The organism is Rhizobium sp. R693 (assembly GCF_002211315.1).
Taxonomy (GTDB): Bacteria; Pseudomonadota; Alphaproteobacteria; order Rhizobiales; family Rhizobiaceae; genus Rhizobium.
Map to the genome: position 1 here is coordinate 12802 of NZ_LOKY01000002.1, position 21889 is coordinate 34690.

Below are 21889 nucleotides of genomic sequence, written 5' to 3' on the forward strand. Positions count from 1 at the left end.
TCGCCGGGGTCGAAAGCCCTTGGCAAAGGCGGTTTCTAATTGCTCGGAGTCTGGCGATCGTCGTTAACGGCGCAGGACCGGGCAGCCACGGACGTTGCCGAAGCTGATTTCATCCGCGCCACGGCGCGTCCAGCCCTCGACGATCACACGGCGAGGCGTGACATCGACCACGCGTGCACGACGGAAGCCGTAGTCGCGTGCGATGTCTTCTGCAAGCCGCGGGTCACAGCCACGCACACGCGGTGGGGGCCGATCGTAGTCAGGCGGTGGGGGACGGTAGTAGCCGGGGGGCGGTGGCGGGCGACCGCTGCCAATGTAGACGTCTACCTGGGCGGAAGCCGGTGCAACCGCTCCGGCTACGGTGCCGGCAGCGAGCAGCGTCGCAAGGCCCGCTTTGGCCAGAAATTGCATCATTGAAAGTTCTCCATCAGGGTACGGAAGGGCCCGCCCCACTACACTCTTCCCGGCAAGGTCAGGTGCAACCTCTCCGGATTTGCGCATTCATATGCGATTCGCACAAAGCAGGCTGAAAATGGCGCGGCCAAGGCAAGCCGAGGGCGCCATTGTGGATGAAACAATTTAGCGGCGGATCAGCGGGCAGCCACGAACGTTGGCGAAGACCATCTGATCCCAGCCCCGGTAATTCCGGCCGGAGACGACGACACGGCGCGGTGTAACATTGGTGATGCGCGCGTAGTGCAACCCCGCAAAGCGCGCCTTCCGAACAGCCTGCACTGGCGAGCAGGCATACACGGGACGATATTGGACGCTGACGACAGGCGGGCGTCCCAGTTCGGAAGCCGAAGCATTCGGTGCCGCGAACGGAATCGAGGCCAACGCGATGAGGGCGGCAAACGAAGCCTTGGCGAGGAAATGGGTCATGATACTACTCTCTGAACGATAACTTGCATCTCCCGTGCGGGATTCTGCAGACCATAACCCTATGAAAATGAACGATCTTCGAACCGGCCGTTCAGTTGCGGTTCAGCCACCGAGATGCAGCACGATCTCGCGCCGATGTGGCCGGTCGCGGTGTTCGAACAGGTAAATCCCCTGCCATGTGCCAAGCGCGAGCCGACCGCCGATAACCGGAATACCGATGGAAACCTGGGTCAGTGCGGCCTTGATATGCGCCGGCATATCGTCAGGTCCCTCGGTAGTATGAACAATCCAACGCATCGAGGGATCGGAGCTCGGCGGTACCAATCGCCGAAAGAATGCATCGAGGTCGGTGCGAACATCCGGATCGGCATTCTCCTGGATGAGCAGCGAGCACGAGGTGTGGCGCGCGAACACTGTCAGCAGCCCCTCGGCCGCGCCATTGGCGCGAACGAAGGAGACCGCTTCCGGGGTAAATTCGTAGAGGCCCTGGCCTCTGGTGGAAATGTTGATGATCTTTTGGGCCACGGCCACGATTCCACCTACGTCTCTTTTGTCAGACGTGGCGTCGAGCTGCCCTCATGTCAATGCAGGTTTCCCCGCTGCTATCCTGCTCAAAGCTGCAGGAAGGGAACGAACCCACCAAAGATCATCCGTTTGCCATCGAAGATCGACTTCCACTCGTCGCCTTGAAGACGAGGATCCGCCATCACTTTCGTCATGATCTCGTCCCGCGCCTGACGTGAGTCATAGACGATCCAGGAAAAGATGACGACTTCATCGTCCGCCGCCTGCACAGCGCGCGGAAACGAGGTCAATTCCCCATAGGGCACGTCGTCTGCAATGCATTCCACATACTCCTTGGCACCGTATGACTTCCATACCGCGCCGGTCGTGGCGGAAAAGGCCTTGTACGCCTCGATGTTCTTCTGCGGAACGGCGACGACGAACCCATCGACATAGGACATGTTTTTCTCCCTTCTGCGTTGTTGCACGTCCAAGGACGAACGGAGTTGGCTTGGACCGACATCCCTCTGCGAACTAAGATTAGGCAGGATCGGCGACAGGCAAGTGAATTGCCGCAACTTCCGTACAGGAATGCAGATGGTGAAGATCAATGTCGCTGCGCTCGATGAGGTCTACGCCGGCTGAGCGCCCGACAGCTCGACAAGCTGCGCCCGATCCCTTGGTTGCGCCTGCATGTCGGCCTTCTGGCACTGTGTTGTGACGCGCAATGTTCGAAACTGTTCCACGAGAAAATCGACAAGCGCCCGAACTGCCGTCGGCAGTCCTCGCGATGCGGTGAAGACGAGATAGATTGTCGCCTGCGACATCTGGTGATCCGGCAGAAGGCGGACCAACCGGCCGTCGCGTATTCCTTCTGCACAGATATGGTCGGGCAGAAGCCCTACCCCGACGCCGGCATAGATAGCCTCCAGCACTGCCGAGACGCTTCGGCAGCTCATGCGAGGTTTGTGCTGGTGCCGGTATCGAGTGCCATCCGGTCCGGTGAATTCCCAGACGTCCAAGTCCTGCCACTCTGTCAGCGGCCCGGCAAACGATACCGTTGGAGCGTCGACAAGACATTCGACGCCTTCGATCGACGGCAGCGAGCTCGCCACCTTCTGGCTGGCGACAAGAATCAAATCCACCTTGCTGAGCACCCGCATCGTTAGCTCGGAATCAGTCTCCTCAATCAATTGCGCGCGAACCGCAAGATCGAGACGCTCATCTATGACGTCGACCCGTCGATCCGTGGTGAGTATCTGTAGCTGAACCTTGGGGTATCGATTAAGAAACTCCGGAATAATCGCGCCAAGCGAGCCCTCCAGCAATCCGGAAGGCATGCTCATACGGATTAGTCCCTGTGGCTCGCCTGTTGCATCGTTGATTGCCTTCGCCGCGCGATCTGCTTCACGCAACATGTTTTCGCAGTGATTGTAGAAGGCGCGCCCGATCTCCGTTACCCGGAACCGGTTTACCGTCCGCTCCAGCAGTCTGACACCAAGCCGCGCCTCCAGCGCAGTAATGTGCCGGCTGAGCTTCGATTTCGGCATATTCAGCACTCGCCCGGCAGCAGAGAAACCGTTGTGGCGAACAACTGCGGCAAAATAGACGAAATCGTTCAGATCCTGGAAAACACCCTCTGCGTTGAGCATCTGGGCACCTCTTTCGATAAACGCGATGGCCTGCAACTGCTATCGCTTAGCGTTCCCGACGGGCGATGCCAACCGTCCAACACAAGTTTTCGTTCCAAATTTGGAACACTGCGTTCCAATCGCTGCCCTTCAAACCAGTCGCCGCCGGGACTATCTGCGGGGAGATTTCCTTTGGCGCCATTGCACTGATGGCGCCAAACGCGCTCTCTCGAGCCTCCGAAAACAGCGTTGGTCATCCCGATATCCGCCGAACTGTCGGCGAGAGTCGATTCTGCGCCTATGTATTTGATATTGTTGCATAAAAACCACATTGAAGATCAAAGAGCTGTCGCAAGCACGGTTTTCGTTACCGGGAGAATTGATAGATTTAATCAAGGATGAAATGAAGGCTTCAGCGGTTCGCTGATCCGCCAGCCGAAAGGCAAACTATCGGAACGGCCCCATCTCCCGAGGCGGCGGTTCAATCGAAAAGGAAATGGATTTTAAATGAACATACGGATGGCTTTGTTGACCTCCGCAGCAGCATTTGCTGCTGCGTCCACGCCGGTCTTTGCTGCTGACGCAATCGTTGCAGCCGAACCCGAGCCGGTTGAATACGTCCGCGTCTGCGACGCGTACGGCACAGGCTACTTCTACATCCCGGGTACCGAAACCTGCCTCAAGGTTAGCGGTTACATCCGCTTTCAGGTAGACGCTGGCCCCGATGAGAAGGGCACGTCAGACTGGAACGCAAAAACCCGCGCTCAGGTTCAGTTCACGGCCAAGAGCGACACGGAATATGGTCCGCTCACCGGCGTAATCGTTCTGCGTAACAACGGCGACAACGCTTCGACCAATTCAACCCTGGATTCTGCCTACATCGACATCGCTGGCCTCCGTGCCGGTCTGTTCTACTCCTGGTGGGATGACGATCTTTCTGGCGAGCCGGACGTTCTCTCCAGCTTTGAAACGCTGCACAACTCCATCCGCTACCAGTACGAAAACGGCGACTTCTACGCCGGCATCAGCGTAGACGAGCTGGAAGACGGCTACTTCAAGACCGGCGAAAACCCGAACAACGTCGGCGTTGCTCTCGGCGTTGGCGGCAAGGCCGGCGTGGTCAGCTATCAGCTCATCGGCGGTTACGACACCGACAACGAAGAAGGTGCGGTCCGCGGCATGATCTTCGCTGATATCGGCCCTGGCACGCTCGGCCTGGCAGCTGTCTACGCGTCTGGCCCGAACTCCTACTACTCTCAGTCGGAATGGACTGTTGCTGCCGAATACGCGATCAAGGCAACCGACAAGTGGACCATCACCCCGATGGCCCAGTACTTCGGTAACTACGTGCCTGATCTCGACAACTTCCACGGCGACTCGTTCGACGGTCTTGGCGACGCATGGAAGGTCGGCATCACCGTCGACTATCAGATTGTCGATAACCTCTACGCCAAGGCAACGGTGGACTACACCGATCCGGACGACGCCGACGAAGTAACCAAGGGCTTCTTCCGCCTGCAGCGCGCGTTCTAACTTGAAATCCCGGCGCCCTGGATCAACCTGGGGCGCCGCTGAAGTATTGCGTTTTCTGATCCGATTGACCTCCGATCAGTGACGGGGATTGGTCCGGTTTCCCTGCCGGACCAGTCCTTGTTTCCTTCCAAGCGTGCCGCCCTTCCGCGGCGAAATATCTGCCCTTAGGGCGGACCGTCCTCACGTACGACCGCGGCTCCCTTGGAACGACGCTAGCCTGGCAATTCCTCGATAGAATCGACCCGATCGGGATAGAAAGCCAGATATTCGGCGATCTCACTGACGGCCGCATACGGACTTTCATAGGTCCAGACCACATTTGCGGAGCGTTCACCGCCCAAAACGATATCAAAATACGAAGCCTCCCCCTTGTAAGGGCAATAGGTGTGGTGATCACTTCGAGTGAAAAGCGCCATGTCGACATCGGTGCGCGGTATGTATTGCACGGCGGGATAGGACGCTTCTTTCAGCGTTAGCGCCTTGCGGCTGTCGGCAATGATGTGCCCGCGCAGCTTTACGACGACGCGCGCCGGATTTGGTCTGACCGTGATTGGATGATCGGGACCCGGAATCTTCATCGGTTGTGCGGACATCGGCAGCTCCTTTCAGTCAGAAATTAAATATAGGAGTTGCCACATCATATTGCAGGAGCCTGCCCGGCTCCTGCGGATTTCGGAGACTGCAGCGCTCTAGCCAGGAACGATCGGCCCTCTTCCGACGGCGATAGCTCGAGCACAACGCTAATTGGTCGTGGCCGCCCGCCGCTGAAACAGCCCAAGCCCAAGGACAGCCGCCAGCACGCACCCGACGCCGCCGATCTGGTATCCGGAAAGCGGCTCACCGAGCACCACAAAAGCCATTAACAGCGCAGAGACCGGCGCGACCGCCGTGAAAAGCGACGCCTCAACACCACTCACACGCTCCGCTCCCGCGTACCAGAGAATGAAGCCGGCAACGGTCGGCACCAGTGCGTAATAGATAACCGCCGACGTCGCGCCTACTGGAAATGTGTTCGGCACCCCTTCCACCCCAGCGGCCACTACCATGGCAACGACGAAGCCGATCCCCGTCATCAGCGCCGATTGCGTCAGCGCCGGGATCGGTGAACTGAGGTTCTTGTTCAGGAGTATGAACAGGCTCTCGCAGACCACGGCTCCAAAAACCAACGCGTTCCCAAGCAGAGAGCCACTCCCTGCATCGGGCGAAAGAGCAATGAAGAGAACGCCGATTGCAGCCAGCGCGATTGCGAGCACCATCGATGAATCAGGCCGTTCGCCGAGAACCACAACGGAAAGGGCACCCGCCACAACCGGCAGCGTTCCGATGATGACACCCGCGTCGGCGGCCGTGGTCAGCTTCAGGCCCGAGATCAGCAATGTTGTGTAGCCAACGCTACCCGCACCGGCCTGAACGACGAGGATGATCCAGTCACGAGGCGGCAAGCTCGGCAAGCGCGTCCGGGTCACGCGCATCAGCAATAGAAAGAATGGAAAGGCTGCGGCGAAGCGCAGCGCAGTCGCGGTGAATGGCGGCATACCAGACGCGATGACCCGGCTTGCGACGACCGTGCTGCCAACGGTAATCATGGCCAAAGTCAGATAGAGGTAACCCTGCAAGTGTCGCTGCATCATCTTCTCCTGTTTGCGCAGAAGAAAAACGAAAACCGCCTGGCGATCTTGTATGAAATTGCAGGCGCAGTCAGGCGACCGCATTCGCATAGGCGCGTGGAGAGACGCCATACTTGCGCACGAACACCCGCGTCATGTGGCTCTGGTCGACGAAGCCGCTGCCAACGGCAGCTTCCGCCAAGGGCGTGCCGCCGGCAATTAGACGTCGGGCAAGATGGATGCGGCGCTGAACCAGATAGGCATGCGGCGTCATGCCGGTCGCCTTGGCGAAGCCTCGCAACACCTGAAACCGGCTCAGCCGACTTGTGCGGGCAAGGTCGGACAGCGAGATCGAGGCCGTCGGATCGCAGTCAATCAACTCCTTGGCCCTCAGGATGGACAGAGGAGCCGCCTGCCCATCCCCTGGCGCTGCTTCCGCGACAACACGAGCGACGAGTTCAAGAAGTGCTTCCTCACGCTTTAATCCATGCTCGTCCGCATTGGTCACAAGCGAGAAGGCCGCGTCGAAGTGCATGGCGATCGCTTGGTCATGCAGGACCGGATGAGAAATCTCGACAGCCGATCGTCGTCCCTCGGTAATCTCGCACACGTAGGCAGCGATCATATCGGGATCGAAGTAGAGTATCCGCCAAGACCGGCCCTCACCGATCGGCGTGCCGTCATGCACTTCATTCGGGTTGACCGTGATGATATCGCCAGCACTCGCCTCGACCATGCCGCGACCACTCAGGGACTTTTGCGCACCTGACGAAACCAGCCCGATGCCGAACTGCTCATGCGTATGGCGCGCGAAGCTTTGGTTGCTATCGGCCGCGACCGCCTCGATGCCGGGGATGGCCGACCTGAACATGCGAAATTGATTGCGAGCCATGTGCGCTTCCGAGCGAACGACGCATAGTGCCAGCGTAGGCCACTGAAAACAATGCGAAGGTGGGGGGCGAGCGCGTCAGCGATCAATGCCCGTGGCTGATCAATGGATCGTTTCGCAAAGATCGTCGCCGGCAAGAATCGCAAAAACGTCCTCAAGCGCGGCGACCAGGATGTCGGTAAGCTCGTCCCCGCGATTCTCGACAAAGGCAGCCTTGGTTGCTTCATCCTGTAGTTCGAAGAAGCGCTCGATCTCGTTCGACATTTCATTGTCCTTTCACGCGCCACTGACATGTGGCGATGAGGCAAAGCTATCCCGGCTGTCTTGTGCCGAACTGGAGCCAGTTTCGCAGCGGCCTTTCCCACAGTCAAAAGCTTGGAAGCCCTCGACTCTTCCATTGGCTCTTCGGAATCGGATTTCCCACGTCGTAAGCAAAGGATACGACCTTTGTAGCATCGGCATCGACTTCGCATCGAAAGCTTAGATCATACCAGCGGGCACTGGCACGGAATGCAACTCCCCTCAGTTCAAGGACGGTTCCCTGCGCCAATCCAGCGCGCGGTACCATTTCAGGGCTATACCCCGGCGGCGAGTGTATCAATTGCTGACGCAGCTCCGAACTGCACAGTTCGGCCACACGAGCACGGCGCGGCAGATCACCCATTGCGGTTCGCGCCACCGGGTCGTTCGTCATGTTCTGCGAGAAGAGTGTCTTCGCCTCCGTCAGTTCGATCGGCTTGTCCGCCCGGGCAGTTGCCGTCGCATCGGGTTTTGCGGCAGCAGGCGGTTTTTGCTGCTCGAAGCTCGTCTTGGCCTCGCTTTCGGCTCCGGCGGCAGGGCCGTTCTTCTCGGCATGGCTATCCGCCAGGTCGACCTGCGGGAGTTCGACATCATCGGGAACCGGATTGGCCAGCGGGTCCTTACTTTCAGGTGCCTTGGCCGCCTCTGCCGTTTCCTCCGGCTTCGCCTGATCCGCCTGGGGTTCCGGTTTGGTCTCCGGTAAAGGCTTCGGCGTATCCGACTTCACGCCGGCGGCGGACGCATCTCCCTCAGTCGATTTTTCCGGTCCGGTATCCTTGTCGCCAAATTCCGTCACGGGCCGCAGCACCGGCAGGGGCTGCGGCTTTGCAGCCTGCTCCTTGGATTGGGCATCCTTTGCAGTTGCTTCCGGAGGCTTTTCCGGCGGCTTCTCTTCTGGCGCCTTTGCCTGCTCGGGCGGAGGCGGAGGCGGCGGTTGCTCAGCCTTCTCTTGCTTCGGCGGTTCCGGGGGCTTCTCAACCGGCTTTTCTTCCGCCTTCTTCTCTTCCGGCTTAGGCTCTTCGGGCTTGGGCTCCTCCGGCATCTTCAGCTCCGGCGCCTTCTCCTCGGGCTTCTTCTCCTCCGGCGGCGGCACGAGGTCGACACTGACCGTCTCCTCCTCCGGCTGGGGAGCAGGCACGGGCAGCTTCACGAGAAAGAAGGCGACGACGGCAAGGTGCAACAGCACGGAGGCCGCGATGCCCCAGCCGAATACGCCCCACTTCTTCGCCGAAACCTGCTGCATACCTATGAACGATGCCCTACGCCACGCTACCGATGTGGCCTTTTAAGAAGGCATCATCAAGCCGTAAAACAAAAAAGCCTCTTGTCGCACGGACGCGACCGCGTCCGTGCGACCCATCATCCACATCTTTGCAGTGGTTGCCCTGGGCCGTGCCGCCTCCCAAGGCTATCCGAGCGACCCTATGATCTCGCGGTAGGCGGCCTCAGGAAATGCCTTCAACGTTCGCGTGCGCACATTGCCTGCCGTCGCAAGCTGCAGGGTGAACCGTGCCATCACAGCATCGTCCGGCGCCTCGCAGACGGCAACCATGTCGTAGTCGCCCATCGTCAGAAAGAAATTCTTGAAGGAGCCGCCCATATCACCGAGCGCCTTCTTTGCTGCGTCCAGTCTCTTTGCCGAGTCGCGTGCAGTGCGAATGCCTTGATCTGTCCAGTTGATAAGCATGACATAAGTGGTCATTGCACACCTCCACACGGAGGGTTTTGGCCCTACGCAACAGGCTATGGCGACCTTCGCTCATGCGCTGTGGTCGGTCCTGTCCCCCGTGGAATGTACCTTACTCCTGTCCCCATTCGACAACAAGAAACACCGTCGCCCGCGGACGCGCGCCAAAAGCAAAAGCCGGGCACAAGGCCCGGCTTTCGGATGCATTTGGTCGAAGATGGAAGCTTAGCTGTCCAGGAAGCTGCGCAGTTTGCGCGAGCGGCTCGGATGCTTCAGCTTGCGCAGTGCCTTCGCCTCGATCTGGCGAATACGTTCGCGGGTGACAGAGAACTGCTGGCCGACTTCTTCAAGCGTGTGGTCGGTGTTCATGCCGATACCGAAGCGCATACGCAGGACGCGCTCTTCGCGCGGCGTCAGCGATGCCAGAACACGCGTCGTTGTCTCGCGCAGATTCGCCTGGATGGCGGCATCGATCGGCAGAAGTGCGTTCTTGTCCTCGATGAAATCGCCGAGGTGTGAATCTTCTTCGTCGCCCACGGGGGTTTCGAGCGAGATCGGCTCCTTGGCGATCTTCAGGACCTTGCGGACCTTTTCGAGCGGCATGGCGAGCTTTTCGGCCAGTTCTTCCGGCGTCGGCTCGCGACCGATTTCATGCAGCATCTGGCGCGAGGTACGAACGATCTTGTTGATCGTTTCGATCATGTGCACCGGAATACGGATCGTGCGGGCCTGGTCGGCGATCGAGCGGGTGATCGCCTGACGGATCCACCACGTCGCATAGGTCGAGAACTTGTAGCCGCGGCGGTATTCGAACTTGTCGACCGCCTTCATCAGGCCGATGTTGCCTTCCTGAATGAGGTCGAGGAACTGCAGGCCACGGTTCGTGTACTTCTTGGCGATGGAGATGACGAGGCGAAGGTTCGCTTCGACCATTTCCTTCTTGGCGATACGTGCTTCGCGCTCGCCCTTCTGCACCATGTGCACGATACGGCGGAATTCCGAGATCGAGATGCCGGTTTCGGTTGCGAGATTCTGGATCTCCTGGCGGATGTCGCGGATCGTCGTGTTTTCGCCCTTGGCGAATTCCTTCCAGCCGCGTGCCGCCAGATTGCCGATCGACTTCATCCAGTTCGGATCGAGCTCGGCGCCCTGATACTGTTCGAGGAACGAGTCACGCTTGACGCCGTAGGATTCAGCCAGACGCAGCAGGCGGCCTTCGTTCTGAACGAGGCGCTTGTTGATGTCGTAGAGCTGCTCAACGAGGGCATCGATGCGGTTCTGGTTCAGCGACAGAGACTTGACGGCCTTGATGAGCTCATCCTTGAGTTCCTTGTAGCGGCGCTCCTGGGCGGACGACAGCGTGCCGGTGGCAGCGAGACGCTGCTCGACCTGCTGGTCCTGCAGCTTGCGCAGCTTCTTGTAGGTCTCGGCAATGATGTCGAGCGTTTCCATGACCTGCGGACGCAGTTCCGCTTCCATGGCGGCGAGCGACAGGTTGGACTCGTCTTCGTCCTCTTCTTCCTCTTCCGGAGGCAGGCCCTCGCCGCCGACATTGGTGATGTCGTCGTCGCCGGAGCGGACACGGCGCGTCTTTTCCTTCTCCTCGGCGGCTTTGCGGTCAGCCTCGATCTTCTCGGGGCTCTGGAACTGCGGCGCAGCCTTGGCTTCCGGACCGGAATAGGTCGTTTCGAGATCGATGATCTCGCGCAGCAGCGTCGTGCCTTCGTTCAGTTCATCGCGCCAGATGATCAGCGCCTGGAACGTCAGCGGGCTCTCACAGAGGCCACCGATCATTGTCTCGCGGCCGGCCTCGATGCGCTTTGCGATCGCAATTTCGCCTTCACGCGACAGCAGTTCCACCGAACCCATTTCACGCAGATACATGCGCACCGGATCGTCGGTGCGATCGGTCGGCTCTTTCTTCTTGGCGGTCGCTAGAGCGGTGCCGCCGGAAGGTGCGAGCTCGCCGCCTTCGCTTTCCTCGTCGGAGCCGGAATCATCATCGTCGCCGCCGGCAGTGGCTTCCTCGGCTTCTTCGTCCTCGATGACGTTGATGCCCATGTCCGACAGCATCGACATCGTGTCTTCGATCTGCTCGGACGTCACTTCTTCGGACGGCAAAACGGCGTTCAACTCGTCCATCGTAACGTAGCCGCGCTTCTTCGCGGCCTTGATCATCTTCTTGACCGCGTCATCGGAAAGATCGAGAAGAGGGCCGTCGGTGCCGCCGTCGCGTTCGACTTCCGCTTCTTCGTTCTCTTTGACCTTCGTTGCCATTTATGTCGTCGCCTTCCTGACGCTATTCAAACTCGCCGCAGTGAACGGCCGTGCGCAACCGATACGCCGCAAACGACCGTCTCGAATCACCTAGTCCCACCTAATGGGATGAGATTTAATGCCTGATTAACCACGATTGCCGGCGCCGGACGACAGAACTTAAAAGTCATCATATGTCCGGCCATGGTTGTGCGATCCGCCCTTGACCCAGTTCACCGCTTTCCAAGTTGAACGGTGATTCCCACATTTTTTGTTCTCGTCAAGCTTTTCTAGCAAAAAAGCCTCAGAAAACCCGGAAAAAGCCTTATCCACAGGCCCGGAACCGCTCAAGCGATTGCCAAGCTTAGATAGGATGTCACCACAAGAAGACAAGAGCGGCCGGCATTCTTCTTAGGCGGCAAAGTTGCCGCCAAGATTCGTGGTGCCCGCTGCCAGTTGTTCGTGTTGGGCAAGCTTTAATGAGATTGCCCATCCCAGGGTTGGATCTCCAGACTTGCAAGATCGACCGCGGGAATGCAGCGGACGTTGATACAGGCCATCTCGGCGCCGTCAGGCATTTTGGCTTCCGCAAAAGGAGCGATGCCGCACGTGCCGCAGAAGCGGTGCTGGATCGTGTGCGTGTTGAACGTATAGGTCGACAGGTTCTCGCGGGGCGTTTTCAGGGTGAACTTGTCGCGCGGCACGAAGGCCAACAGTCCCCCGCGCCGCCGGCACAGCGAGCAATTGCAGTCGAGAGCCGAAGTCAACTCTCCCTCCACTTCAAATTCGATTTTGCCGCAATGGCAGCTTCCTTCGTAAAGCATCGATCGTCCTCAGTTCCAATCCATAACGACCTTGCCCGAGTTGCCCGAGCGCATCGCCTCGAATCCTTCCCGGAAATCGTCGATTCCAATCCGGTGCGTGATCACGGGCGACAAATCCAGCCCGCCTTGCACAAAGGCAATCATCTTGTACCAGGTCTCGAACATCTCGCGGCCGTAGATGCCCTTCAGATTAAGCATCTTGAAGATGACTTTGTTCCAATCGATCTCGAAACCGGCGGGCGCAATGCCGAGGATAGCGATCTTGCCGCCGTTGTTCATCTTGTCGATCATGTCGCGAAAAGCCGGTGCTGCCCCGGACATTTCCAGCCCGACGTCGAAGCCCTCGGTCATGCCGATCGACTTCATCACATCAGCAAGGTTCTCCTTCGAGGCATCGACGACATAATCGATGCCGAGTTTGCGGGCGAGATCAAGCCGATGCGGGTTGATGTCGGTAATGACCACCTTGCGGGCGCCCGATCGCTTGGCGACCAGCGCTCCCATAATGCCGATCGGCCCGGCGCCGGTGACAAGCACATCCTCGCCGACGAGGTCGAAGGAAAGCGCCGTGTGCACCGCATTCCCGAACGGATCGAAGATCGCGGCGATCTCATCGGGAATATCATCAGGGATCGGCACCACGTTCGCCTCGGGAATGCAGACGAACTCGCCGAAGGAACCGGGACGGTTGACACCGACGCCAAGCGTATTGCGGCACAGATGCCCCCTGCCCGCGCGGCAGTTGCGACACTTGCCGCAAACGATGTGTCCCTCGCCGGAGACGCGCTCGCCGACATGGTATTTCGTGACGGCCGAACCAATTTGCGAAATCTCGCCGCAGAATTCGTGGCCGACCACCATCGGCACCGGAATGGTCTTCTGCGCCCACTGGTCCCAGTTCCAGATATGGACATCGGTGCCGCAGATCGCGGACTTCTTCACCTTGATCAGCACGTCGTTCGGCCCGACCTCGGGAACCGGGACATGCTCCATCCAAAGCCCGACTTCCGGTTTCGTTTTGACCAGTGCCTTCATCATGTTCGACATGATCTTACTCTCCCAAACCCTTTAGATGACACCGAGTTCGCGGCCGGCTTCCGCGAAGGCCGCGATCGTCCGTTCGACGTCGGCACGCGAATGCGCTGCCGACATCTGCGTGCGGATGCGCGCCTGTCCCTTCGGCACGACAGGGAAGGAGAAGCCGATCACGTAGACGCCCTTTTTCAACATCAGCGCCGCCATATCCTGCGCCAGCTTGGCGTCACCGAGCATGACCGGAATGATCGGATGTCCCTCACCCGCCAACGTGAAGCCGAGCTTCGTCATTTCGGAGCGAAACAGCGCCGCATTGGCTGCCAGCCGCTCGCGCAGCGCATCGCCGTTCTCGATGAGATCGAAGACTTTGAGCGACGCAGCCGCAATGACTGGCGCCAGCGTATTCGAGAACAGGTAGGGGCGCGACCGCTGCCGCAACCAGTCGACGATTTCGGCCTTGGCCGAGGTATAGCCGCCGGAGGCACCGCCGAGCGCCTTCCCGAGCGTACCGGTGATGATGTCGACCCGACTCTCGACCCGGCAATGCTCGGCCGAGCCGCGTCCGTGCTTCCCGACGAAGCCGACGGCATGGCTGTCATCGACCATGACCATCGCGCCATACTTCTCGGCGAGATCGCAGACGCCCCGCAGGTTGGCGATGATGCCATCCATCGAGAAGACACCGTCGGTGGCGATCAGCTTGAATCGGCTGCCTTCGGCCTTCTTCAGCTCTTCCTCCAGTGCCTTCATGTCATTGTTGGCGTAGCGGAAGCGCTTCGCCTTGGAGAGGCGCACGCCATCGATGATCGAGGCATGGTTCAATGCATCCGAGATGATCGCGTCCTCCTCGCCAAGCAGCGTTTCGAAAAGCCCGCCGTTGGCGTCGAAACAGGAGGAATAGAGGATCGTGTCTTCCATGCCGAGGAAGGAGGAAATGCGCGCCTCAAGCTGCTTGTGCTCCTCCTGCGTGCCGCAGATGAAGCGCACCGAAGCCATGCCATAGCCATAGCGGTCGAGCGCCTTCTTACCGGCCTCGGCAAGCTCCTCGTTGTCGGCGAGCCCGAGATAGTTGTTGGCGCAGAAGTTCAAAACCCGCTCACCGGAGGCGACGGCGATCTCGCCGGCCTGTTTCGACGTGATGACACGCTCGGACTTGTAAAGCCCGGCGTCCTTCAGTGCAGCAAGTTCGGTGCGGAGGTGGGAGAGGAATTGCGAGGTCATTTGATGGCCCTTCTCGTGTTGTTTCCCGATGCCCTGCACTAGCACATAGCCAAGCGCCTGTCTTGCCGTCGTCAACGCCCGGTTTCGCGCGCGTAGACCTTCAAGGCGTATCCAGCGACTAGTCGTCGTGACTGAGGATCACATCGAGAAACGCATCGCCATATCGTTCAAGCTTCGATTGGCCGACACCCGAGATGCCGAGCATCTCCTTGTGCGTCCGCGGCCGCTCGGTCGCAAACGCAATGAGTGTCGTATCGGGAAAGACGACATAAGGCGGCACGCCGAGCGAACGCGCGATCGCCGTCCGTTCCGCGCGCAAGGCTTCGAAGAGCACGCCATCTCCGCCGGATAGAACGGAGCGACGCTCGACCTGCGCCGTTCGCTTCGAACGCCGTTCCGCCGCCGGTCGATCCTTGCGGAAGAAGACCGACCGTTCGCGCTTGAAGACGGCACGGGCCTCCGGCTCGAGCTTCAGGGCGCCAAACGCCTCATGGTCGACGCGGACCAGTCCCATCGCAAGCAGTTGCCGGAATACCGATTGCCATGTACGGGCCGCCAGATCGTTTCCGGCCCCGAAAACCGGCATCGTCGTGTGGCCGAAGCGTTCCGTCTTCTCGTTGACGTTGCCGAGCAGCACGTCGACCACGTGCCCGGTGCCGAACCGCTCGCCCGTTCTGTAGATCGCCGCAAGCGCCTTGATGGCTGCCTCCGTCCCGTCCCAGGTTTCGACCGGCTTCAGGCAGGTGTCGCAACTGCCGCACTTGCCCGCATGGGTTTCGCCAAAATGCGCGAGGATCGCCTGGCGGCGGCACGAGGCGGTCTCGCAAATCGCCAACAGGGCGTTCAACTTGGAGCGCTCGACGCGCTTGATTTCGTCGGCTGCACCACCCTCGTCGATCATCCGGCGGCGCTGGATGACGTCGGCCATGCCGTAGGCCATCCAGACTTCGGAAGGCAGGCCGTCACGCCCGGCGCGGCCTGTCTCCTGATAGTAGGCCTCGACCGAGCCAGGCAGATCGAGATGTGCGACGTAGCGCACATTCGGCTTGTCGATCCCCATGCCGAAGGCGACGGTAGCGACGAGGCAAAGCTCATCCTCTTTCAGAAAGGCATCCTGGTTGGCATCACGAAGCGCCCGGTCCATGCCGGCATGGTACGGAAGCGACCGAATGCCCTGCCCGTTCAGCCACTCCGCCGTATCCTCAACCTTGGCGCGGGACAGGCAGTAGACGATACCGCTGTTGCCTTTGTGTCCGGAAAGAAACCGCAGCAACTGCTGGCGCGGCTGGTCGCGCTCTACAATTTCATAGGAAATGTTCGGGCGGTCGAAGCTGGTCGTGAAGACCTTGGCATTGTTCAGCGCCAGCCGTTCGACGATATCGTCGCGGGTGTGAGGGTCGGCCGTCGCCGTCAGCGCGATGCGCGGCACCCCGGGATAGTGTTCGGCAAGCCTGCCGAGTTCGCGATATTCCGGACGAAAATCATGGCCCCACTGAGAGACACAGTGCGCCTCGTCGATGGCGAAAAGCGAGATCCGCGCGTTGCCGATCGTATCGCGAAAGCCATCCATGAGAATGCGCTCCGGCGTGACGTAGAGGAGATCGAGCCTGCCTGCAGAAATCGCCCGACGGACCTCGATAAACTCCTCGCGTGATAGCGCGGAGTTCAGTGCTGCCGCCCTGATGCCGAGCTGCTTCATCGCCTCCACCTGATCGCGCATCAGCGCGATCAGCGGCGAAACGACGATCCCTACGCCCTCGCGGCAGAGCGCCGGAATCTGGAAGCAAAGCGACTTGCCGGCCCCCGTCGGAAAAAGAACCACCGCATCGCCGCCAGAGACGATGTGCTCAACCACCTGCTGCTGCTTGCCACGGAAGGCGGGATAGCCGTAGACGCGGTTGAGAATGCCAAGCGGCGAACGCTCCGCACCGAACAACGCATCGCCAGCGGAAAATTGCCGATCTGCGGAATCCATCAGTGGCTCGCCGCTCCCTTGACGCGGCCGGAGAGCACGCCGAAACCGTCGATAATGGCTTCCTGGTTTTCGAGGCGAAGTCCCTCGAAATGGACCTCCTGCAGTGCGCGCATCAACTGGTCGATCACGTCGCCGTTGCCCGCCTCGGTCGCCTCGGCAATCTCGCGCTCAAGCTCGATCTTCTGGAAGCGCAGAGCCTTGGCGCGCTTATGGAAGGCGAGCGCCTGGCGATATCCTTCGCGCGCATCCTCCATTGCCGCCTCCGATGTGGCAATCCAGAGGCGGGCATTGCGGATCTGCTGTTCAAGCCCCTGCAGCAACGGGCCAAAGCCCTGCTCTTCCATACGCTCCAACAGATACTCGCGGGTCAGATGCGGTCCGGCGACGGCGGCCGCAGCCCCGAGCATGACAGACCAAAGCCGCTGCAGTTCGCGGTTGTCGTAGTCGATGGAGGCGATCTCGTCATACTCGTCCTGCATCAATGCAGGATGATTGATGACCGTCAGCGCCAGCACGCTTTCCCGCAAGGCCGGGGTTTCCTGATGTCCCTTCACAAGCCCGGAACGTGCGAGCCGGTCGGAAATGCCGCCGCCGGAAAGACGCGGACCGCGCGGTCCCTCGTTGCCGCGACCGCGGGATTGGCCAGCACCGCGATCGAAGCTTCGCCGCTCATTGCCGCGATTCTGGAATTGCGGCTGAAAGAAGCCATTCAGGCGGTCGCGCATATCCTGCTGGTAGTGGCGACGCACATTTTCATCGGCAATGACGGCAACCAGCTGCTTCAGCCGTGCTTCGAGTTCTGCCTTGGCCTCAGGCGTCTCGAACTGCCCGGTATTGATCTCGCGGCTCCAGATCATCTCAGCCAGCGGCTTGGCCTGGCTCATCACCTTGTCGAAGGGCGCCCGGCCTTCATTGCGCACAAGATCGTCGGGGTCCTTGCCGTCGGGCAGCAGGGCAAAGCGCACGGTGCGCCCCGGCTTGATATGCGGAAGCGCCAGATCAGCGGCGCGATTGGCGGCGCGAATGCCGGCGCCGTCGCCATCGAAGCAAAGCACCGGCTGCGGCGTCATCTTCCAGAGGAGTTCAAGCTGGTTTTCGGTTAGCGCCGTCCCGAGCGGCGCCACGGCATTCTCGACGCCGGCCTGATTGAGCGCGATCACATCCATATAGCCTTCGACGGCAATGATCGTGCCCTCGCCGTTGGCACCCTGTGTCGCCCGGCGGGCGCGCGCGAAATTGTAGAGCACATTGCCCTTGTGGAAGAGCTCCGTTTCGTTGGAATTGAGATACTTGGCCGGCGCATCCGGAGACATGGCTCGCCCGCCGAAAGCAATCACCTTCTCACGGGACGACAGGATCGGGAACATGATCCGGTCGCGAAAGCGGTCATAGGAGACCGGCACATCGGGACCATGGACAACCAGGCCGCAAGCCTCGATCTGCTCCTTGGTGACGCCGTTTCCCGCCAGAAACTCCTTCAGCGCATTGCGGCTGTCGGGCGCGAAGCCGAGCCGGAAGGTCTCGATCGTGCGCCCCGTCAATCCGCGATCGCGCAGATAAGCCCGCGCCCGCGCGCCGTTAGCGGTCTGCAACTGATCCTGAAAGAACTTGGTCGCAAGCTCCATCACGTCGAGAAGCGACGTGCGCTCCTTTTCACGCTTCTCCATGACTGGATCGGCAACCGGCATGGCAACACCCGCAATGGCGGCGATCTGCTGCACGGCCTCCGGGAAGCTTAGCCCCTCCAGATCCGTCAGGAACCGGAAGTGGTCGCCTGTTACGCCGCAGCCGAAGCAGTGGTAGCGCCCCTTGCGATCCTCACAGTGAAAGCTCGGCGACTTCTCTCCGTGAAACGGGCAGCAGGCCCAATAATCGCCGCGCGAGACGTTGGTCTTACGCTTATCCCAGCTCACACGACGCCCAATCACGTCCGAAATCGGCACGCGATCGCGTATCTCGTCGAGAAAGGAATTGGAAAAGCGCATGTGAACCTCTTAACTGCGGTCCATATAAGCAGGTTCATCAGCACATGCCACGGCATTTGGCCAAAGGACGCGCTATTCACAGGGGCCCACAACCTTGGAAATTCTCTAGGGATGGGTGTTCAAAAATGCGTTACCACCCCTGCGACAGGGGGTGCGACACTGAAAGCCGCACCCGCGTTCTGCGTGTATGCGAGGCTAGCGTTCCAAACGCCCATTTCTTGCCAATCGTCAAAAATCGATGACAGAACAATAGCTTCGCAATTGCGCCAACGGTGACCGACTATCGCGACGCGACAGCCTACCACACCAATGACACACATAAGGCAGCCCCCGGCGCCAATCATTATTTTTTTGTAATTTGAATCACTTGCCGCGTCGCAATAACTTCAAGGCCGACACAGCGATCCCCGTGCGAGGCACCATCCCTACCCCCGGCGCCGCCTCGCAAGGGTGTCTTTGCAAGTAACCGGTGGCTTGGATCTCGGTCCTGCGTCGCCACCGGAAGCAAAGAGCAAGAAGGCAGGAGCACCCCCAGCTCCTGCCTTCTTTAATTTCACCCAGAAGTTTCAGGTTCGATATTTCCGCCTCCATCAGCGTCCTTTGAAGGCATTGACAGTTATCGCTCAATGCCTAATGAAAGCGACCTATCGGGATGGTCGAATGCCACATAAAGTTGAAGATTTTTTAGAGAGCGACGCCTTCTTCGTGGCCGTGCTGCATTGCGCCCGCGAAATGCTGACAATCTATCGCGAGAGTCCGCGCATCGCGTCGATCTTTGCCGCGCAACAGCGCTGGCTGATGGCGCATGCCGGCTTCGCCCTTCATTTCGGCTACCCGGGCGAACCGAAACTCGGCCTCTATTCAGGCCGCTTTATCGCCTTCGTCGTGGCCAACAAGATTGCAAGCCGAAACACCGCCGCAGCCTTCATCCAGGAAATGCTTGCCTACCGGTTCCTTCGTCCGGTCGACAGTAGAAGCGACAAGCGCACACGCCTGCTGGAGCCGACAGAAACCGCCCACGAACACTTTTTCAGATGGCTCGCCACTCATCTTTTCATTCTCGACAGTCTGGACGGCGGTAATCGGCTGGACCGGATCAACGCCGACCCGGCAGCCTTCTCCAGAATACAGCCGCTGATTTCCAAGGCGATCATCGATAGCGACGCCGTGCGTGACCCCGGCGCAACCTACAGTCTGTTCAACTGGGCTAATTCCGGCGGCCTGATCATGGACTACCTCATGAGCCGTATCGACAAGTTCGATCGCAGCTCGGAACGGGCTTACATCGGACCCCTGCCGCTCAAGGAAATCCGTAACCAGTTCATGATCTCCAACACCCACCTGAAACGCCTGCTGACGCAGGCGTCCGAAATGGGAAGCATCGGCTGGACCCAGCCGCCCTATAAGGGCGACACCTGGATATCGCATGCCTTTGTCATGGAATATTGGGGATATCAGGCGGCAAAATTCGCCGTTATCGACGCCGCCGCGGAGGCGGTGCTGGGGCCCGCCGCCAGAAAGACGGCGAGCCTGCGCTGATCAGTTCAGCTGTTCCTTGACGGCTCCGGAGGCCTTGGAGAAATCCATCTGGCCGGCATAGCGTTCCTTCAGAACGGCCATCACCTTGCCCATGTCCTTCGGGCCGGCGGCGCCGATCTCGGCGATGATCGCCGCAATGTTGCCGCGCACTTCCGCGTCGGAAAGCTGCTTCGGCAGGAAATCCTGCAGCACGGTGATTTCGGCACGCTCCTTGGCTGCCAGTTCCGGACGTGCATTTTCTTCGTAGATCTTCGCCGATTCGTCGCGCTGCTTCACCATCTTGGCGAGGATCTGCAGAATCTCGTCGTCACTGGCGGCCTCCTTGCCGGCGCCGCGATTGGCGATATCCCGGTCCTTGATCGCGGCCTGAATCAGGCGAACGGTCGAAAGCCGCTCGGCGTTCTTGGACTTCATGGCATCCTTGAGGGCGGCGGCGAGTTGATCGCGCAACATCATAATCACTCCTGTTTGAATGCCGCTTCATAAACCACGCGAATGCATGGGATCAAATAAATTGCGGAAAATGCCAGGAGAAAGCGCGAGAAAAACCGGCAGAACGTGCGGTACAAAGATTGACCTTGCGCAATAGCGTGGGTATTTACCGCCACCTGCACCAAAAATTCGTGATCAGGCCTGAGAGCGCGTGCCTTGCCGCGCGCAAATGCTTGCGAACCAAATGGCCGGCCAACGTTACCCAAGGACGTGTGGCTGCCGGAAACGGGATGAAGATGACCGCGACAGCACCCTGGACAACCGAAAAGCCGACTGCCCTGCTCGTTCTTGCAGACGGAACCGTCATTGAAGGCAAGGGCATCGGTGCGACCGGCAAGGTCCAGGCCGAGGTGGTCTTCAACACTGCGCTGACTGGATACGAAGAGATCCTGACGGACCCCTCCTATCTCGGCCAGATCGTCACCTTCACCTTCCCGCATATCGGCAACATCGGCACCAACGACGAAGACATCGAAGACCTGACGCCGGCAGCACGCCATGGCGCGGTCGGCGTCATTTTCAAAGCCGACATCACCGATCCGTCCAACTATCGCGCCGTCAAGCACCTCGATGCCTGGTTGAAGGCTCGCGGCATCATCGGCCTTTGCGGCATCGACACGCGCGCGCTGACCGCCTGGATCCGTGAAAACGGCTCGCCGAACGCCGTCATCGCCCACGATCCGAACGGTGTCTTCGACGTCGAGACGCTGAAGGCGGAAGCCAGGGCCTGGAGCGGCCTCGAAGGCCTCGACCTCGCCAAGGTCGCTTCGTCAGGCCAATCCTCGCAGTGGGCTCAGACCCCCTGGATCTGGAATGAAGGCTACGGCGAGCTTGCGCCCGAAAATGCCAAGTACCACGTCGTTTGTCTGGACTACGGCGTGAAGCGCAACATTCTGCGCCTGTTTGCCGGCCTCGATTGCAAGGTCACAGTGTTGCCGGCTACGACGAGCGCCGAGGACGTGCTTGCGATGCAGCCCGACGGCATCTTCCTGTCGAACGGCCCGGGTGACCCGGCCGCAACAGGTGAATACGCCGTTCCGGTCATCCAGAAGCTGATCAAGACCGACATCCCGGTCTTCGGCATCTGCCTCGGTCACCAGATGCTCGGCCTCGCGCTCGGCGCCAAGACCGAGAAGATGCACCAGGGCCATCACGGCGCCAACCATCCGGTGAAGGACCACACCACCGGCAAGGTCGAGATCGTCTCGATGAACCATGGCTTCGCGGTCGACACGAAGTCTCTGCCGGATGGCGTTGAAGAGACTCACGTTTCCCTGTTCGACGGCACCAATTGCGGCCTGCGGGTATCGGGCAAGCCGATCTTCTCGGTGCAGCATCACCCGGAAGCCTCCCCCGGTCCGCAGGACAGCCACTACCTCTTCCGCCGCTTCGTCAATCTGGTGCGCGCAAAGAAGGGCGAGGAAGCCCTCGCCGAACGCTGAGACGCAATCATTTCATCGTTTCGAAAGCCCGCCTCTGAGCGGGCTTTTTGTTTTTGCAGCTGTTGCGCGTAACGACGGCCGCCGCCA

General features: G+C 59.9%; 21 protein-coding genes. 3 read left to right on the forward strand and 18 right to left on the reverse strand.

Annotation, left to right across the window (positions count from 1 at the left end):
- Positions 1-63: 63 nt before the first annotated feature.
- From ATY79_RS02845 to ATY79_RS02865, 5 genes are all read right to left on the reverse strand, one after another.
- Positions 64-414 (reverse strand): hypothetical protein, encoded by a 351-nt coding sequence (locus ATY79_RS02845; RefSeq protein ID WP_088695391.1) that lies wholly within the window; start codon positions 412-414, stop codon positions 64-66.
- A gap of 165 nt (positions 415-579) precedes the next feature.
- Entirely contained in the window at positions 580-882 is a 303-nt protein-coding gene (locus ATY79_RS02850) for a hypothetical protein (protein WP_088703036.1), read from the reverse strand.
- Between the two features lie 102 nt (positions 883-984).
- Positions 985-1407, reverse strand: a complete 423-nt coding sequence (locus ATY79_RS02855) for a secondary thiamine-phosphate synthase enzyme YjbQ (RefSeq protein ID WP_088695389.1) — start codon at positions 1405-1407, stop codon at positions 985-987.
- Positions 1408-1493: 86 nt separating this feature from the next.
- The gene (locus tag ATY79_RS02860; protein ID WP_088695388.1) at positions 1494-1847 is read right to left on the reverse strand and encodes a DUF1428 family protein; all 354 of its coding nucleotides are present in this window, start codon (positions 1845-1847) and stop codon (positions 1494-1496) included.
- A 171-nt stretch (positions 1848-2018) separates the two neighbouring features.
- Complete coding sequence (locus ATY79_RS02865) at positions 2019-3038, reverse strand: LysR substrate-binding domain-containing protein (RefSeq protein WP_088703123.1); 1020 nt, start codon at positions 3036-3038, stop codon at positions 2019-2021.
- A 486-nt stretch (positions 3039-3524) separates the two neighbouring features.
- On the opposite strand from ATY79_RS02865, the gene ATY79_RS02870 reads away from it, so the two are divergent.
- Positions 3525-4550, forward strand: a complete 1026-nt coding sequence (locus ATY79_RS02870; protein ID WP_088695387.1) for a porin — start codon at positions 3525-3527, stop codon at positions 4548-4550.
- A gap of 212 nt (positions 4551-4762) precedes the next feature.
- On the opposite strand, the gene ATY79_RS02875 is transcribed toward ATY79_RS02870, so the two are convergent.
- The 12 genes from ATY79_RS02875 to dnaG all read right to left on the reverse strand — a co-directional run bounded on the left by ATY79_RS02875 (position 4763) and on the right by dnaG (position 18329).
- Positions 4763-5143: a DUF427 domain-containing protein gene (locus ATY79_RS02875; protein WP_088703037.1), complete on the reverse strand. Its 381-nt coding sequence runs from the start codon at positions 5141-5143 to the stop codon at positions 4763-4765.
- 147 nt (positions 5144-5290) lie between these two features.
- The gene (locus ATY79_RS02880; protein WP_088703124.1) at positions 5291-6178 is read right to left on the reverse strand and encodes a DMT family transporter; all 888 of its coding nucleotides are present in this window, start codon (positions 6176-6178) and stop codon (positions 5291-5293) included.
- A gap of 70 nt (positions 6179-6248) precedes the next feature.
- On the reverse strand, positions 6249-7049 hold the full coding sequence (locus tag ATY79_RS02885) for an AraC family transcriptional regulator (RefSeq protein ID WP_088695385.1): 801 nt from the start codon (positions 7047-7049) through the stop codon (positions 6249-6251).
- A 99-nt stretch (positions 7050-7148) separates the two neighbouring features.
- Positions 7149-7310 carry a hypothetical protein gene (locus ATY79_RS30715; protein WP_189637953.1) on the reverse strand — a complete coding sequence of 54 codons (162 nt, stop codon included), beginning with the start codon at positions 7308-7310 and terminating at the stop codon, positions 7149-7151.
- Positions 7311-7413: 103 nt separating this feature from the next.
- Positions 7414-8589, reverse strand: coding sequence for a DUF930 domain-containing protein (locus tag ATY79_RS02890; RefSeq protein ID WP_088703038.1), 1176 nt, complete (start codon positions 8587-8589; stop codon positions 7414-7416).
- 165 nt (positions 8590-8754) lie between these two features.
- Positions 8755-9048, reverse strand: a complete 294-nt coding sequence (locus tag ATY79_RS02895; protein WP_088695383.1) for a GYD domain-containing protein — start codon at positions 9046-9048, stop codon at positions 8755-8757.
- A 210-nt stretch (positions 9049-9258) separates the two neighbouring features.
- On the reverse strand, positions 9259-11310 hold the full coding sequence (rpoD, locus tag ATY79_RS02900) for an RNA polymerase sigma factor RpoD (protein WP_088695382.1): 2052 nt from the start codon (positions 11308-11310) through the stop codon (positions 9259-9261).
- 455 nt (positions 11311-11765) lie between these two features.
- Positions 11766-12113, reverse strand: coding sequence for a GFA family protein (locus ATY79_RS02905; protein WP_088695381.1), 348 nt, complete (start codon positions 12111-12113; stop codon positions 11766-11768).
- Between the two features lie 9 nt (positions 12114-12122).
- Complete coding sequence (tdh, locus tag ATY79_RS02910) at positions 12123-13160, reverse strand: L-threonine 3-dehydrogenase (RefSeq protein ID WP_088695380.1); 1038 nt, start codon at positions 13158-13160, stop codon at positions 12123-12125.
- Positions 13161-13181: 21 nt separating this feature from the next.
- Positions 13182-14369, reverse strand: coding sequence for a glycine C-acetyltransferase (locus ATY79_RS02915; RefSeq protein WP_088703039.1), 1188 nt, complete (start codon positions 14367-14369; stop codon positions 13182-13184).
- 118 nt (positions 14370-14487) lie between these two features.
- Positions 14488-16344, reverse strand: a complete 1857-nt coding sequence (recQ, locus tag ATY79_RS02920) for a DNA helicase RecQ (RefSeq protein ID WP_088703040.1) — start codon at positions 16342-16344, stop codon at positions 14488-14490.
- Complete coding sequence (dnaG, locus tag ATY79_RS02925) at positions 16344-18329, reverse strand: DNA primase (RefSeq protein ID WP_088703041.1); 1986 nt, start codon at positions 18327-18329, stop codon at positions 16344-16346. Before dnaG ends, recQ begins: the two co-directional genes overlap by 1 nt.
- A 660-nt stretch (positions 18330-18989) precedes the next feature.
- Here dnaG and ATY79_RS02935 point away from each other — a divergent pair.
- Entirely contained in the window at positions 18990-19868 is an 879-nt protein-coding gene (locus ATY79_RS02935; protein ID WP_088695423.1) for a hypothetical protein, read from the forward strand.
- Here the strand turns inward: ATY79_RS02935 and ATY79_RS02940 are convergent, their stop codons facing one another.
- Positions 19869-20321 carry a GatB/YqeY domain-containing protein gene (locus ATY79_RS02940; protein ID WP_088695422.1) on the reverse strand — a complete coding sequence of 151 codons (453 nt, stop codon included), beginning with the start codon at positions 20319-20321 and terminating at the stop codon, positions 19869-19871.
- Between the two features lie 275 nt (positions 20322-20596).
- Here ATY79_RS02940 and carA point away from each other — a divergent pair, with 275 nt between their 5' ends.
- On the forward strand, positions 20597-21802 hold the full coding sequence (gene carA, locus ATY79_RS02945; protein ID WP_088695421.1) for a glutamine-hydrolyzing carbamoyl-phosphate synthase small subunit: 1206 nt from the start codon (positions 20597-20599) through the stop codon (positions 21800-21802).
- The last annotated feature ends 87 nt before the right edge of the window (positions 21803-21889 follow it).

Bases quoted from the DNA above. Each gene is read 5' to 3' on its own strand.
- ATY79_RS02890 (WP_088703038.1), bottom strand. From the start codon at position 8,589: ATGCAGCAGGTTTCGGCGAAGAAGTGGGGCGTATTCGGCTGGGGCATC.
- carA (WP_088695421.1), top strand. From the start codon at position 20,597: ATGACCGCGACAGCACCCTGGACAACCGAAAAGCCGACTGCCCTGCTC.
- ATY79_RS02915 (WP_088703039.1), bottom strand. From the start codon at position 14,369: ATGACCTCGCAATTCCTCTCCCACCTCCGCACCGAACTTGCTGCACTG.
- tdh (WP_088695380.1), bottom strand. From the start codon at position 13,160: ATGTCGAACATGATGAAGGCACTGGTCAAAACGAAACCGGAAGTCGGG.
- ATY79_RS02935 (WP_088695423.1), top strand. From the start codon at position 18,990: ATGCCACATAAAGTTGAAGATTTTTTAGAGAGCGACGCCTTCTTCGTG.
- ATY79_RS02895 (WP_088695383.1), bottom strand. From the start codon at position 9,048: ATGACCACTTATGTCATGCTTATCAACTGGACAGATCAAGGCATTCGC.
- ATY79_RS02850 (WP_088703036.1), bottom strand. From the start codon at position 882: ATGACCCATTTCCTCGCCAAGGCTTCGTTTGCCGCCCTCATCGCGTTG.
- rpoD (WP_088695382.1), bottom strand. From the start codon at position 11,310: ATGGCAACGAAGGTCAAAGAGAACGAAGAAGCGGAAGTCGAACGCGAC.
- ATY79_RS30715 (WP_189637953.1), bottom strand. From the start codon at position 7,310: ATGTCGAACGAGATCGAGCGCTTCTTCGAACTACAGGATGAAGCAACC.
- ATY79_RS02940 (WP_088695422.1), bottom strand. From the start codon at position 20,321: ATGTTGCGCGATCAACTCGCCGCCGCCCTCAAGGATGCCATGAAGTCC.
- ATY79_RS02870 (WP_088695387.1), top strand. From the start codon at position 3,525: ATGAACATACGGATGGCTTTGTTGACCTCCGCAGCAGCATTTGCTGCT.
- ATY79_RS02875 (WP_088703037.1), bottom strand. From the start codon at position 5,143: ATGTCCGCACAACCGATGAAGATTCCGGGTCCCGATCATCCAATCACG.
- ATY79_RS02905 (WP_088695381.1), bottom strand. From the start codon at position 12,113: ATGCTTTACGAAGGAAGCTGCCATTGCGGCAAAATCGAATTTGAAGTG.
- ATY79_RS02880 (WP_088703124.1), bottom strand. From the start codon at position 6,178: ATGCAGCGACACTTGCAGGGTTACCTCTATCTGACTTTGGCCATGATT.
- recQ (WP_088703040.1), bottom strand. From the start codon at position 16,344: ATGGATTCCGCAGATCGGCAATTTTCCGCTGGCGATGCGTTGTTCGGT.
- ATY79_RS02860 (WP_088695388.1), bottom strand. From the start codon at position 1,847: ATGTCCTATGTCGATGGGTTCGTCGTCGCCGTTCCGCAGAAGAACATC.
- ATY79_RS02885 (WP_088695385.1), bottom strand. From the start codon at position 7,049: ATGGCTCGCAATCAATTTCGCATGTTCAGGTCGGCCATCCCCGGCATC.
- ATY79_RS02845 (WP_088695391.1), bottom strand. From the start codon at position 414: ATGATGCAATTTCTGGCCAAAGCGGGCCTTGCGACGCTGCTCGCTGCC.
- ATY79_RS02865 (WP_088703123.1), bottom strand. From the start codon at position 3,038: ATGCTCAACGCAGAGGGTGTTTTCCAGGATCTGAACGATTTCGTCTAT.
- dnaG (WP_088703041.1), bottom strand. From the start codon at position 18,329: ATGCGCTTTTCCAATTCCTTTCTCGACGAGATACGCGATCGCGTGCCG.